Source organism: Amycolatopsis sp. NPDC004747 (assembly GCF_053601335.1).
In genome coordinates this window covers 123,558-138,947 of record NZ_JBSGBQ010000002.1, presented here as the reverse complement: position 1 = coordinate 138,947, position 15,390 = coordinate 123,558, and the positions used below count along the sequence as shown (strand labels likewise).

At 75.0% G+C, this 15,390-nt stretch carries 2 protein-coding genes; both read left to right on the top strand.

All coding sequences use genetic code 11. The features are described from left to right. The first annotated feature begins 30 nt into the window (after positions 1-30). Positions 31-5,115 carry a beta-ketoacyl synthase N-terminal-like domain-containing protein gene (locus tag ACWEGE_RS03110; RefSeq protein ID WP_449658777.1) on the top strand — a complete coding sequence of 1,695 codons (5,085 nt, stop codon included), beginning with the start codon at positions 31-33 and terminating at the stop codon, positions 5,113-5,115. A 48-nt stretch (positions 5,116-5,163) separates the two neighbouring features. Then, positions 5,164-15,381 carry an SDR family NAD(P)-dependent oxidoreductase gene (locus tag ACWEGE_RS03105; RefSeq protein ID WP_449658776.1) on the top strand — a complete coding sequence of 3,406 codons (10,218 nt, stop codon included), beginning with the start codon at positions 5,164-5,166 and terminating at the stop codon, positions 15,379-15,381. The last annotated feature ends 9 nt before the right edge of the window (positions 15,382-15,390 follow it).

Here is a 15,390-nt window from a genome sequence, read left to right as displayed (position 1 = left end):
CAAACGTGAGACTTCTGGGAGTTGAGTTCAGTGGCTGACGAGGGACAGCTCCGCGACTACCTCAAGCGGGCCATCGCCGACGCCCGCGACGCCCGCACGCGGCTGCGCGAGGTCGAGGACCAGGCGCGGGAGCCGATCGCCATCGTCGCCATGGCGTGCCGGTACCCGGGCGGCGTGGCCTCGCCCGAGGACCTGTGGCGGCTCGTGGCCGACGGCACCGACGCCGTCACCGCGTTCCCCGGCGACCGCGGCTGGGACGTCGACGGCCTCGTCGACCCGGACCCCGACCGCCCCGGGACGACCTACACCGACCAGGGCGGGTTCCTGCACGAGGCCGGGCTCTTCGACGCGGGGTTCTTCGGGATCTCGCCGCGCGAGGCCGTCGCCATGGACCCGCAACAGCGGCTGTTGCTGGAGACGTCCTGGGAAGCCATCGAACGCACCGGCACCGACCCGCTGTCGCTGAAGGGCAGCGACGTCGGCGTGTTCACCGGCGTCGCGAGCATGGGCTACGGCGCCGGCAGCGGCGTGGTCGCGCCGGAGCTGGAGGGCTTCGTCGGCACCGGCGCGGCGCCGTGCATCGCGTCCGGGCGGGTGTCGTACGTGCTCGGCCTGGAGGGCCCGGCGGTCACCGTCGACACCGGGTGTTCGTCGTCGCTGGTGGCGATGCACCTCGCCGCGCAGGCCCTGCGGCGCGGCGAGTGCTCGATGGCGCTGGCCGGCGGCGCGATGGTGATGGCGCAGCCCGGCTCCTTCGTCTCGTTCTCCCGGCAGCGCGGGCTCGCCCTGGACGGGCGGTGCAAGGCGTTCGCCGACAGCGCCGACGGGATGGGGCTGGCCGAGGGGGTCGGCGTCATCGCGCTGGAACGGCTGTCGGTCGCCCGCGAGCGCGGGCACCGCGTGCTGGCCGTGCTGCGCGGCATCGCGGTCAACTCCGACGGCGCGTCCAACGGCCTGACCGCCCCGAACGGCCCGTCGCAGCAGCGGGTGATCCGCGCCGCGCTGGCCGAAGCCGGGCTGGCACCGTCCGATGTGGACGCCGTCGAAGGCCACGGCACGGGCACGACGCTGGGCGACCCGATCGAGGCGCAGGCCCTGCTGGCCACCTACGGCAAGGACCGCGATCCGGCGAAGCCGTTGTGGCTCGGTTCGGTGAAGTCGAACCTCGGGCACACGCAGGCGGCCGCGGGCGTGGCCAGTGTGATCAAGATGGTGCAGGCCCTGCGGCACGGTGTGCTGCCCCCGACCCTGCACGTCGACCAGCCGTCCACCGAGGTCGACTGGTCGGCCGGGGCGGTTTCGCTGCTGACCGAGGCGCGGGAATGGCCGCGCGAAGGCCGTCCGCGCCGGGCCGGGGTGTCTTCGTTCGGGATCAGCGGGACCAACGCGCACCTCATCCTGGAGGAAGCGCCCGAAGAGGAGACCGCCGCGGCCGAGCCCTTTGCGGGTGTCGTGCCGGTGGTGCTCTCGGCCCGCGGGGCGCTGGCCGGTCAGGCCGCGCGGCTGGCCGCGTTCCTCGGCGAATCCGACGCGCCCTTGTCCGACGTCGCCGGGGCGCTCGTCTCCGGGCGCTCCCGGTTCGATGACCGGGCCGTCGTGGTGGCGGGCACCCGGGACGAGGCCGTGACGGGCCTGGAAGCGCTGGCGCGCGGGGAAGACACGGCCGCTGTCACCGGCCGGGCAGGTTCGCCGGGCAAGGTGTTGTGGGTGTTCCCCGGCCAGGGTTCGCAGTGGGCGGGCATGGGCCGGGAGCTGCTGGACTCCTCTCCGGTGTTCGCCGAGCGGATCGCGGAGTGCGCGGCCGCGTTGGCGCCGTGGGTCGACTGGTCGCTGGTCGAGGTGCTGCGCGGGGAGGGCGACCTGGACCGGGTCGACGTGGTGCAGCCCGCGAGTTTCGCGATGATGGTGGGCTTGGCCGCGGTGTGGTCGGCGGCCGGCGTGGTTCCCGACGCGGTGCTCGGCCATTCCCAGGGCGAGATCGCCGCCGCGTGCGTGTCGGGTGCGTTGTCGCTGCCGGACGCGGCGAAGGTGGTTGCGTTGCGCAGCCAGGCGATCGCGGCGAAGCTGGCCGGCCGCGGTGGCATGGCGTCGGTGGCGTTGGGCGAGGAAGAGGCGCTCGCTCGGCTGGCGCCGTGGGCGGACCGGGTCGAGGTGGCCGCGGTCAACAGCCCGTCTTCGGTGGTGGTCGCCGGGGACGCCGAAGCCCTCGACCAGGCTCTCGAAGCGTTGGCGGCACAGGACATCCGGGTCCGGCGGGTGGCGGTGGACTACGCCTCGCACACCCGGCACGTCGAAGACCTCCAGGAGCCCCTCGCCGAAGCACTGACCGGGATCGAGGCCCAGGCGCCGGCGCTGCCGTTCTTCTCCACCCTCACCGGCGACTGGATCCGCGACGCCGGTGTCTTCGACGGTGGCTACTGGTACCGGAACCTGCGCAACCAGGTCGGGTTCGGCCCGGCCGTCGAAGCACTGCAGGCGCAGGGACACGGCGTGTTCGTCGAGGTCAGCGCCCACCCCGTGCTCGTGCAGGCCATCAGCGAGCAGGCCGGCGACTCGGTCGTCACCGGCACGCTGCGGCGCGAGGACGGCGGCCTCCGGCGGCTGCTGACGTCGATGGCCGAGCTGTTCGTCCGCGGCGTCGACGTCGACTGGGCGGCCCTGGTGCCGTCCGCGCGGGTGGACCTCCCGACCTACGCCTTCGACCGCCGGCACTACTGGCTGCGCTACCTCGAGAGCACGACCGGCACCGAGGGCCCGGTGGTGCGCCTGCCGCAGACCGGCGGCCTGGTCTTCACCTCGCGGTGGTCGCCGAAGACGCAGCCGTGGCTGGCCGGCCACACCCTGGACGACGTGCTCGTCGTCCCCGGCGCGGCGCTGGCCGAGCTGGCGATCCGGGCCGGCGACGAGGCCGGGACCCCGGTGCTGGACGAACTCGTCGTCGAGACGCTGCCGGTGGTCCCGGACCGCGGCGCGCTCCGGGTGCAGGTCGTGGTGGGCGGGCCGGACGAAACCGGCGTCCGCCCCCTTGAGATCCACGCCCAGCCCGACGACGCCACCGACGAGTGGACCCGGCACGCCACCGGCACGCTCTCGGCGACGCCACCGCCGCCGGGCGCGCGGCAGGCCGGCGACGAGGACTTCACGGAAGTCTCCCTGCCCGACGATGCGGACGCCGGTGCCTTCGCGATCCACCCGGCGCTCCTGAACGCGGCCCTGTCCGGCGACGACGGCCTGACCCAGCCCATGGAATGGCGCGGCCTGACCCTGCACGCCGAAGGCGCGTCGACCCTGCGCGTCCGGCTGGTGCCCGGTGGCGCCCTGGAAGCGGTCGACGGCGCCGGCAACCTGGTCGTCACGGCGAAGGAAGTGGTGCTGCGGCCGGTGTCCACCGCACGGCCGAGCACCAGCCACGACTCGCTGTTCCAGGTGAACTGGATCGAACTCCCCGAGGTGCACGAGGGCGACGGCGTCGCCGACGTGCTGGAGGTCCCCGGCGGCGGCTCCCCGCTGGCGGCCACCGCCCGGGTCCTGGAAAAGCTCCAGGCGTGGCTGGCCGAGCCCGAAGCGGAACGCCTGGTCGTGGTGACCCACGGCGCGGTCCCCGCCGGGGACACCGTGGCCGACCCGGCCGCGGCCGCGGTCTGGGGTCTGGTCCGGTCCGCCCAAGCGGAGAACCCGGACCGGATCGTCCTGCTCGACACCGACGGCGAGGTCCCGCTCGGCGCGGTGCTGGCCACCGGGGAGCCGCAGGTCGCCGTGCGCGGCACGGCCCTCCACGTCCCGCGCCTGGCGCGCGCCGACGCGGCCCCGGCGGCCGGTCTCCAAGGGACAGTCCTGGTCTCCGGTGCCGGGGTGCTCGGCGAGATCGTCGCGCGGCACCTGGTCACCCACCACGGCGTGCGGAACCTGGTGCTCGCCAGCCGCCGCGGCCTCGACGCGGACGGCGCGAAGGACCTGGTCACCGACCTCGCCGGCGAGGGCGCGGACGTGTCCGTCGTCGCCTGCGACCTCGCCGACCGCGCCCAGGTGGCCGCCCTGCTCGACGAACACCGCCCGGCGAGCGTCATCCACACCGCCGGCGTGCTCGACGACGGCGTCATCGGGACGCTGACGCGAGAGCGGCTGGCCAAGGTCTTCGCCCCGAAGGTCGACGCGGTCCGCCACCTCGACGAACTCACCCGCGACCGGGACCTCGACGCGTTCGTCGTCTTCTCCTCCGGCTCCGGCGTCTTCGGCTCGCCCGGCCAGGGCAACTACGCGGCCGCGAACGCCTTCCTGGACGCGGCGATGGCGAGCCGACGGGCCGCCGGTCTGCCCGGCCTGTCGCTGGCCTGGGGCCTGTGGGCGCAGGCCACCGGCATGACCGCCCACCTCGGCGGCACCGACCAGGCCCGGATGAGCCGCGGCGGCGTGCGGCCGATCACGGCCGGGGAAGGCATGGCGCTGTTCGACGCGGCACTGGGCGCGCAGCCCCCGCTGCTCGTGCCGGTCAAGCTCGACCTGCGGGAGGTGCGGGCCGGCGGCGCCGTGCCGCACCTGCTGCGCGGCCTGGTCCGCACCGGACGGCGGCAGGCCCAGGGCGCGTCCACAGTGGACGATTCGCTGAAGCGGCGGCTGGCCGGGCTGGCCGCGCCCGACCAGGAGGCACTCCTGGTCGACCTGGTCCGGAACCAGGTCGCGGCGGTGCTCGGGCACGCCGGGCCGGACGCCGTCCGCGCCGACACCGCGTTCAAGGACGCCGGGTTCGACTCGCTCACCTCGGTCGACCTGCGCAACCGGCTGCGGGAGAGCACCGGGCTGAAGCTGCCCGCGACGCTCGCCTTCGACTACCCGACCCCGCTGGTCCTCGCCCGCCACCTGCGCGACGAGCTCGGGGGCGGCGACGACGCGCTTTCGGCGGTGCACGCGCGGCTCGAAGACGTCGAGGCGCTGCTCGGCGGCCTGCGCCTCGACGAATCCACGAAGACCGGCCTGACGCTCCGGCTGCAGGGCCTGGTGGCCCGGTGCAACGGCGTGCTCGGCCCACCGGACGACGCACCGCTGGCGGACCGGCTCGAAGCCGCGTCCGCCGACGAAGTCCTCGGCTTCATCGACGAGGAGCTGGGCCTCACCTGACCCGGTCCGAGACCCACGCTCCCAGCAAACCCTTGTGAGGACACAGGAATGGCCACGGACGAGAAACTTCTCAAGTACCTCAAGCGCGTCACGGCGGAACTGCACAGCCTGCGCAAGCAGGGTGCCCGGCACGCCGACGAACCGCTCGCCGTCGTCGGGATGGCGTGCCGGTTCCCGGGTGGCGTGGCCTCGCCCGAAGACCTGTGGCGGCTGGTGGCCGGCGGCGTCGACGCCCTCTCGGACTTCCCGGACGACCGCGGCTGGGAGCTGGACGGCCTGTTCGACCCGGACCCGGACCACCCGGGGACGTCCTACACCAGCCAGGGCGGCTTCCTGCGCGGGGCCGGGCAGTTCGACGCGGGCCTGTTCGGCATCTCGCCCCGCGAGGCCCTGGTCATGGACCCGCAGCAGCGGGTGCTGCTGGAGACGTCGTGGGAGGCCTTGGAGGACGCCGGGGTCGACCCGCTTTCGCTGAAGGGCAGCGACGTCGGCGTGTTCTCCGGCGTGTTCACCCAGGGCTACGGCGCCGGCGCGATCACGCCGGACCTCGAGGCCTTCGCGGGCATCGGCGCGGCGTCCAGCGTGGCTTCGGGCCGGGTGTCCTACGTCTTCGGGCTCGAAGGCCCGGCCGTCACCATCGACACGGCGTGCTCGTCTTCGCTGGTGGCCATCCACCTCGCCGCCCAGGCCCTGCGCGCGGGCGAGTGCTCGATGGCGCTGGCCGGCGGCGCCACGGTGATGCCGACGCCGGGCACCTTCGTCGCGTTCTCGCGGCAGCGGGTGCTGGCCGCCGACGGCCGGTCCAAGGCGTTCTCCTCGACCGCGGACGGCACCGGCTGGGCCGAAGGGGCCGGGGTGCTCGTCCTCGAACGGCTTTCGGTGGCCCGAGAACGCGGGCACCGGATCCTCGCGGTGATCCGCGGCAGCGCGGTCAACCAGGACGGCGCCTCCAACGGCCTGACCGCGCCGAACGGGCCTTCGCAGCAGCGCGTGATCCGCAAAGCGCTCGCCGGGGCCGGGCTGGTCGCCTCCGATGTGGACGTCGTGGAGGCGCACGGGACGGGCACCGCGCTGGGCGACCCGATCGAAGCGCAGGCGCTGCTGGCGACCTACGGCCAGGGCCGCGAACGCCCCTTGTTCCTGGGCTCGGTGAAGTCGAACTTCGGGCACACGCAGGCGGCGGCCGGCGTCGCGGGCGTGATCAAGATGGTGCAGGCCCTGCGGCACCGGGCCATGCCGCCGACGCTGCACGTGGCCGAGCCGACGCCGGAGGTCGACTGGTCGGCCGGTGCGGTCGAGCTGCTGACCGAGCCGCGCGCGTGGCCCGCCGTCGACCGGCCGCGCCGGGCCGGTGTCTCCGCGTTCGGGATCAGCGGGACGAACGCGCACCTGATCCTGGAAGAGGCGCCTCCGGCCGAGACCGGCGCCGACGAGCCGGTGGCCGAGGGGCCGGTGCCGCTGGTCGTCTCGGCCGGCAGCCCCGCGTCACTGGCGGCCCAGGCCGGCCGGCTCGCCGACGCACTGGAAACCGGCGTGTCGAGGACTCGCGTGGCGAGCGGGTTGCTGTCGAGCCGGGCCCTGCTCGGCGACCGCGCGGTCGTGGTCGCCGGGACCGACGCCGAAGCGGTGGCCGGGCTGCGGGCGGTGGCCCGCGGGGACCGCGCGCCCGGCGTGGTGACCGGATCGGCCCGGCCGGGCAAGGTCGGGTTCGTCTTCCCCGGCCAGGGTTCGCAGCGGCTCGGCATGGGCCGCGAGCTCTACGACCGGTATGCCGTGTTCGCGACGGCGTTCGACGAGGCCTGCGAGCAGCTGGACACCTGCCTGGCCGGTCGCGCCGGCCACCGCGTGCGGGACGTCGTGCTGGGCAAGGTGCCCGCCGAAACCGGGCTGCTGGACCAGACCGTCTTCACCCAGGCCGGGCTGTTCGCGGTGGAGAGCGCGCTGTTCCGGCTCGCGGAGTCCTGGGGCGTCCGGCCGGACGTCGTGCTCGGCCACTCCATCGGCGAGATCACCGCCGCGTACGCCGCAGGCGTGTTTTCGCTGGCGGACGCGGCCCGGATCGTTGCCGCGCGGGGCCGGCTGATGCAGGCGCTGCCGCCGGGCGGGGCGATGGCCGCCGTCGCCGCCTCCGAAGCCGAGGTGGCCGAACTGCTCGGCGACGGCGTCGAACTCGCCGCCGTCAACGGCCCGTCGGCGGTGGTCCTCTCCGGCGACGAAGACGCGGTCCTCGCGGCCGCCGCCCGGATGCGCGAGCGCGGCCACAAGACCAAGCAGCTCAAGGTGTCGCACGCGTTCCACTCCGCGCGGATGGCGCCGATGCTCGCGGAGTTCGCCGCCGAGCTGGCCGGCGTGACCTGGCACGAGCCGGAAATCCCGGTCGTCTCCAACGTGACCGGACGGCTCGCCGAGCCCGGCGAACTGACGACGCCGGGCTACTGGGCCGAGCACGTGCGGCGCCCGGTGCGCTTCGCCGAGGGAATCGCGGCCTCCGGCGCCACCCGCTTCGTGGAACTCGGGCCGGGAGCGGCGCTGACCGGGCTGGTCGAGGAGACGGCCGACGTCCCGTGCGTGGCCGCGCTGCGGGACGACCGGCCCGAAGAGGTGGCGCTGCTCGGCGCGGTCGCCGAGCTGTTCGTCCAGGGCACCGCCGTCGACTGGTCCGCGCTGCTGCCGCCGGTCACGGGGTTCGTCGACCTGCCGAAGTACGCCTTCGACCAGCAGAACTACTGGCTCCACCCGGCCGCGCAAGCCACCGACGCGGCGGCGCTCGGGCAGGTCGCGGCCGACCACCCGCTGCTCGGCGCGGTGGTCCGGCTGCCGCAGTCCGACGGCCTGGTCTTCACCTCGCGGCTGGCGCTGAAGTCGCACCCCTGGCTGGCCGACCACGTCATCGGCGGGGTGGTGCTCGTCGCGGGCACCGGCCTCGTCGAGCTGGCGGTCCGGGCCGGGGACGAGGCAGGCTGCCCGGTCCTCGAGGAACTCGTCATCGAAGCGCCGCTGGTCGTGCCCGACCACGGCGGGGTCCGGATCCAGGTCGTCGTGGGCGCACCGGGGGAGACCGGCTCGCGCACGGTCGAGGTGTACTCCCTGCGCGAAGACGTCGGCGCGGAAGTGTGGACGCGGCACGCCACCGGCTTCCTGGCGGCTTCCTCGGCAGCGCCCAAGCCGTTCGACTTCACCACCTGGCCGCCGCCCGGCGGCCGGCGGGTCGACGTCGAGGACTTCTACGACGGCCTCGTCGAGCGCGGGTACGCCTACGGGCCGTCGTTCCGCGGCCTGCGGGCGGTGTGGCGGCGCGGGGACGAGATCTTCGCCGAGGTCGCCCTGTCCGAAGACGAACGCGCGGACGCGGCCCGGTTCGGCATCCACCCCGGGCTGCTGGACGCGGCCCTGCACGCGGGCATGGCCGGTGCCGTCACGACGGAGGAGCCGGGACGGCCGGTGCTGCCGTTCGCCTGGAACGGCCTGGTGCTGCACGCGGCCGGGGCGTCGGCGCTGCGGGTGCGGCTCGCCCCGAGCGGCCCGGACGCCCTGTCGGTCGAGGCCGCGGACGAGGCAGGCGGTCTCGTCGTCACGGCGGATTCGCTGGTCTCGCGGCCGGTGTCGGCCGAGCAGCTGGGGACGGCGGCCAACCGTGACGCGCTGTTCCGGCTGGCGTGGACCGAGTTGTCCGTTGTGGACAGTGCGCCGCCGGGCCAGGTCGAGGTGCTCGAAGCCGCCGGTGGAGACGACCCCCTGGACCGCACCGGCCGGGTCCTCGAAGCCGTGCAGGCGTTCCTCGCCGATGCGGCGGACGAAGCCCGCTTGGTCGTCGTGACCCGCGGCGCGGTGCCCGACGGCGACGGCGTGGTGCGCGATCCCGCCGGTGCCGCGGTGTGGGGCCTGCTCCGGGCCGCGCAGGCGGAGCACCCGGACCGGATCGTCCTGCTCGACACCGACGGCGAGGTCCCGCTGGGTGCGGTGCTGGCCTCCGGTGAGCCGCAGGTCGCCGTCCGGGGCACGACCCTGACAGCTCCCCGGCTCGCGCGCGCCGAGGCCGCGGAGGCCCCGGCCGTGACCGGGGGGACGGTCCTGATCTCGGGCGCGGGCTCGCTGGGCGTGCTCACCGCCCGGCACCTGGTGGCCCGGCACGGAGTCCGGCGCCTCGTGCTCGCGAGTCGCCGGGGACCGGACGCCGACGGCATGGCCGAACTGACCGCGGAACTCACCGCCCAGGGCGCCGAGGTCTCCGTGGCCGCCGTCGACCTGGCCGACCGGGACCAGGTCGAGGCGCTGCTGGCCGAGCACCGCCCGACGGCCGTCGTGCACACCGCCGGCGTCCTCGACGACGGCGTCTTCGAGTCGCTGACACGGGAGCGGCTGGCCAAGGTGTTCGCACCCAAGGTCGACGCGGTCCGCCACCTCGACGAGCTCACCCGCGAGTCCGACCTCGCCGCCTTCGTCGTTTTCTCGTCCGCGTCCGGCGTCTTCGGCTCGGCCGGGCAGGGCAACTACGCCGCCGCCAACGCCTACCTCGACGCCGTGGTGGCCAACCGCCGCGCCGCGGGCCTGCCCGGGACGTCGCTGGCCTGGGGCCTGTGGGAGCAGACCGACGGCATGACCGCGCACCTCGGCGGCGCCGACCAGGCGCGGGCCGGCCGCGGCGGCGTCCTGGCCATCTCGCCCGCGGAGGGCATGGAGCTGTTCGACGCCGCGGCCGGGCTCGTCGTCCCGGTCAAGCTGGACCTGCGCAAGACGCGGGCCGGCGGGGCGGTGCCGCACCTGCTGCGCGGCCTGGTCCGCCCCGGCAGGCAGCAGGCCCGCGCTGCGTCCACTGTGGACAGCGGACTGGCCGGGCGGCTCGCCGGGCTGGCGCCGGCCGAGCAGGAGGCGCTGCTGCTCGACGTCGTTCGCACGCAGGTCGCGCTGGTGCTCGGGCACGCCGGGCCGGAGGCCGTCCGCGCCGACACCGCGTTCAAGGACACCGGGTTCGACTCGCTGACGTCGGTGGAACTGCGCAACCGGCTGCGCGAGACGACCGGCCTGAAACTGCCCGCGACGCTGGTCTTCGACTACCCGACGCCGGTCGCGCTGGCCCGCTACCTGCGCGACGAACTCGGCGGCCCGGCGGCCACCACCGCGGTGCCGACGACGGCGGTCGCGGACGCCGGCGAGCCGATCGCCATCGTCGGCATGGCGTGCCGCCTGCCCGGCGGGGTGGCCGACCCCGAAGGCCTGTGGCGCCTGGTGCGCGAGGGCCTCGAAGGGCTGTCTCCCTTCCCCGAGGACCGGGGCTGGGACCTGGAGCACCTGTTCGACGACGACCCCGGCAGCGCCGGCACGACCTACACCAGCCAGGGCGGCTTCCTCGACGGCGCCGGTCTGTTCGACGCCGGCTTCTTCGGCATCTCACCGCGTGAGGCGCTCGCCATGGACCCGCAGCAGCGGTTGCTGCTGGAGACGTCCTGGGAGGCCCTCGAAGGCGCCGGCGTCGACCCGGATTCGCTGAAGGGCGCCGACGTCGGTGTGTTCGCCGGCGTGTCCAACCAGGGCTACGGCATGGGTGCGGATCCGGCCGAACTGGCGGGGTACGCCAGCACGGCGGGCGCGTCGAGCGTCGTGTCGGGCCGGGTGTCCTACGTCTTCGGGTTCGAGGGCCCGGCGGTCACGATCGACACCGCGTGCTCGTCTTCGCTGGTCGCGATGCACCTGGCCGGGCAGGCGCTGCGGCAGGGCGAGTGCTCGATGGCGCTCGCCGGCGGGGTCACGGTGATGGGGACGCCCGGCACGTTCGTCGAGTTCGCGAAGCAGCGCGGCCTGGCCGGCGACGGCCGGTGCAAGGCCTACGCCGAAGGCGCGGACGGCACGGGCTGGGCCGAGGGCGCCGGGATCGTCGTGCTGGAACGGCTTTCGGTGGCGCGCGAGCGCGGCCACCGCGTCCTGGCCGTGCTGCGCGGCAGCGCGGTGAACTCCGACGGCGCCTCGAACGGCCTGACCGCGCCCAACGGGCCGTCGCAGCAGCGGGTGATCCGGCGCGCCCTCGCCGGTGCCGGGCTCGAACCGTCCGATGTGGACGTCGTGGAGGGACACGGCACCGGCACCGCGCTGGGCGACCCGATCGAGGCGCAGGCCCTGCTGGCCACCTACGGCAAGGACCGCGACCCGGAGAAGCCGTTGTGGCTGGGGTCGGTGAAGTCGAACTTCGGGCACACGCAGTCGGCGGCCGGCGTCGCGGGGGTGATCAAGATGGTCCAGGCCCTGCGGTACGGCGTCATGCCGCCCACCCTGCACGTCGAGGCGCCCACCAGCCAGGTCGACTGGTCCGCGGGCGCGGTCTCGCTGCTGACCGAGGCGCGGGAGTGGCCGCGCAACGGCCGTCCCCGCCGGGCCGGGGTGTCCTCGTTCGGGATCAGCGGCACGAACGCCCACCTGATCCTGGAGGAAGCCCCCGATGCGGGTCTGCCGCAGCCCGTCGTGAGTGAAGAAGCGGGTTCTAACCCTCCTTTCCACTCACGACCGCCCGTGGTGCCGCTGGTGGTGTCGGCCCGCAGCGCCGGTGCGCTGGCCGGCCAGGCGCGCCGGCTGGGCGCGTTCGTCCGCGACGAGTCTCTGTCCGATGTGGCCGGTGCACTGACGGGCCGCACCCGGTTCGGCGAGCGCGCGGTCGTGGTGGCGGACTCGGCCCAGGAGGCCCGCGCGGGGCTGGGGGCGCTGGCCCGCGGCGAGGACGCTCCGGGCCTGGTCACCGGCCGGGCGGGCACGCCGGGCAAGCTCGTGTGGGTGTTCCCCGGGCAGGGGACGCAGTGGGCGGGCATGGGCCGGGAGCTGCTCGAAGCGTCGCCGGTGTTCGCCGAGCGGATCGCCGAGTGCGCGGCCGCGCTGGAACCGTGGACCGGCTGGCCGCTGCTCGACGTGCTGCGCGGCGACGACCCCGGCCTGCTGGACCGGGTGGACGTGCTCCAGCCCGCGAGCTTCGCGATGATGGTCGGCCTGGCCGCGGTCTGGTCCTCCGTCGGCGTGGTGCCCGACGCGGTGCTCGGCCACTCCCAGGGCGAGATCGCCGCGGCCTGCGTGTCGGGCGCGCTGTCGCTCGAAGACGCGGCCAAGGTGGTCGCGCTGCGCAGCCAGGCCATCGCCGCGAAGCTCTCCGGCCGCGGTGGCATGGCGTCGGTGGCGTTGGGCGAGGAAGAGGCGCTCGCGCGGCTGACCCCGTGGGCGGACCGGGTCGAGGTGGCCGCGGTCAACAGCCCGTCTTCGGTGGTGGTCGCCGGGGACGCCGAGGCACTCGGCGAAGCACTGGAAAAGCTGTCCGGCGAAGGCATCCGCGTCCGGCGGGTGGCGGTGGACTACGCCTCGCACACCCGGCACGTCGAAGACATCGAGGAGACCCTCGCCGACGCGCTGGCCGGGATCGACGCGCGGGCGCCGCTCGTGCCGTTCCTGTCCACCCTGACCGGCGAGTGGGTCCGGGACGAGGGGGTCGTGGACGGCGGCTACTGGTACCGGAACCTGCGCGGCCGGGTGCGGTTCGGCCCGGCCGTGGAAACCCTGCTGGGCCAGGGGTACGGCGTGTTCGTCGAGGTCAGCGCGCACCCGGTGCTGGTGCAGCCGATCACCGAGCTGACCGAAGACACCACTGCGGTCGTGACCGGGACCCTTCGGCGTGACGACGGCGGCCCGCGCCGGCTCCTGACGTCGATGGCGGAGCTGTTCGTCCGCGGGGTCGACGTCGACTGGGCCACCCAGGCGCCGCCCGCCCGGGTGGACCTGCCGACGTACGCCTTCGACCACGAGCACTACTGGCTCCGCGCGGCGGCGACCGCCACCGACGCCGTCTCGCTCGGTCTCGCCGGGGCGGACCACCCGCTGCTCGGCGCGGTCGTGGAGCTGCCGCAGTCCGACGGCCTCCTCTTCACCTCGCGGCTGTCCCTGCGGACGCACCCCTGGCTGGCCGACCACGCGGTCCGGGACGTCGTGATCGTCCCCGGTACCGGGCTGGTCGAGCTGGCCGTGCGCGCGGGTGACGAAGCCGGCTGCCCGGTGCTCGACGAGCTGGTGATCGAAGCGCCGCTGGTGGTGCCCCGCCGCGGCGGGGTCCGCGTGCAGGTCGCGGTCGGCGGGCCCGCCGAGGACGGCTCGCGCACGGTGGAGATCCACTCCCGGCGCGAAGACACCGACACGTGGATCCGGCACGCGTCAGGCGTGCTGGCCCCGGACGACCGCCCGCGGGGCACCGCCGGCTTCGACTTCGCCGCTTGGCCGCCGCCGGACGCGAAGGCCGTGGACATCACCGGTGCCTACGACGTGCTCGCGGACGTCGGCTACGGCTACGGGCCCACCTTCCAGGCTGTGCGGGCGGTGTGGCGGCGCGGTGACGAAACCTTCGCCGAGATCGCGCTGCCCGAGGGGGCGGACGCGGCGGCGTTCGGCATCCACCCGGCGCTGCTGGACGCGGCCCTGCACTCGACCATGGTCAGCGCCGCGGCGGACACCGAGTCCTACGGCGACGAGGTGCGGCTGCCGTTCGCGTGGAACGGCCTGCGGCTGCACGCGGCCGGCGCCTCGGTGCTGCGGGTGCGCGTCGCCAAGCCCGAGCCGGACAGCCTGTCCCTCGAAGCCGTCGACGAGACCGGCGGCTTGGTCGTGACGCTGGATTCCCTGGTCGGCCGCCCGGTCTCGAACGAGCAGCTGACGACGGCGGCGGACACCGGGGCGCTGTTCCGGGTGGACTGGACTCGACTGTCCTCAGTGGACACGACACTGCCGGAGCCGTCCTGGGTGCCGGCGGCGACCGCCGAGCAGGTGGCGACGCTGGCCGACGACGTGCTGACCGGCGCGGCCGAAGCACCGGCGGTGGCCGTCATGGACGCCACCGGGGACGAGCCGCTGGAGCTCACCGTCCGGGTGCTGGACGTCGTCCAGTGCTGGCTGGCCGGCGGCGGCCTGGAGGGCACCAAGCTGGCGATCGTGACCCGGGGCGCGGTGCCCGCGGGCGACGGCGGGGTGAGCGACCCGGCCGGGGCCGCGGTCTGGGGCCTGGTCCGGGCCGCGCAAGCGGAGAACCCGGACCGGATCGTCCTCGTCGACACCGACGGCGAGCTGCCGTGGGGTGCGGTGCTGGCCACCGGCGAGCCGCAGCTCGCGGTGCGGGGCCCGGCCCTCCACGTCCCGCGGCTCACCCGCGCGGCGGCGAAGGCCTCGAACGTGGACTTCGGCGAGACGGTGCTGATCACCGGGGGCACCGGGTCGCTCGGCGGCCTCGCCGCCCGGCACCTGGCCGAGCAGCACGGCGTGCGGAAGCTGGTGCTGGTCAGCCGGCGGGGCCTGGCCGCCGAAGGCGCGGAAGAGCTGGTCACCGACCTCACCGCGCTCGGCGCGGACGTGGCCGTCGCCGCCTGCGACGTCGCCGAGCGGGACCAGGTGGCGGCCCTGCTGGCCGAGCACCGGCCGACCGCCGTGGTGCACACGGCCGGCATCGCCGACGCCGGGGTGATCGGGACCGTGACGCCGGACCGGCTGGCCGAGGTGTTCGCGCCCAAGGTCGACGCCGTCCGCCACCTCGACGAGCTGACCCGGGAGATGGACCTCGCCGCCTTTGTCGTCTACTCCTCGGTTTCCGCGGTGTTCATGGGCGCCGGGAGCGGCAGCTACGCCGCGGCGAACGCGTATCTGGACGGGCTGATGGCCCAGCGGCGTGCGGCGGGCCTGCCGGGTCAGTCGCTGGCGTGGGGCCTGTGGGACCAGACCACGGGCGGCATGGCGGCCGGCACCGACGAAGCCGGCCGGGCCCGGATGACCCGGCGCGGCGGCCTGGTCGCGATGAACCCCGCGGACGGCATGGCCCTGTTCGACGCCGCGGTCGGGTCGGGCGAGGCCCAGCTGGTGCCCGCCCAGCTCGACCTGCGGGGCCTGCGCGCCGAGGCGGCCGGCGGCACCGACGTGCCGCACCTGCTGCGCGGCCTGGTCCGCGCGGGACGGCAGCAGGCTCGCACTGCGTCCACTGTGGACGATAACTGGGCCGGACGGCTGGCCGGGCTCGAGCCGGCCGAGCGGGCGGAGGTCCTCCTGGAGCTGGTGCGCACCCAGGTGGCCGGGGTGCTGGGCTACCGCGCCGCCCACCAGGTCGACCCGGACCAGGGGCTGTTCGAGATCGGCTTCGACTCGCTCACCGCGATCGAGCTCCGCAACCGGCTGCGGGCCCGCACCGAACGGAAGCTCGCGGCCGGCGTCGTCTTCGACCACCCGACACCGGCCCTGCTCGCCGCGCACCTGAACGAACTGCTCTGAAAGAAGGTG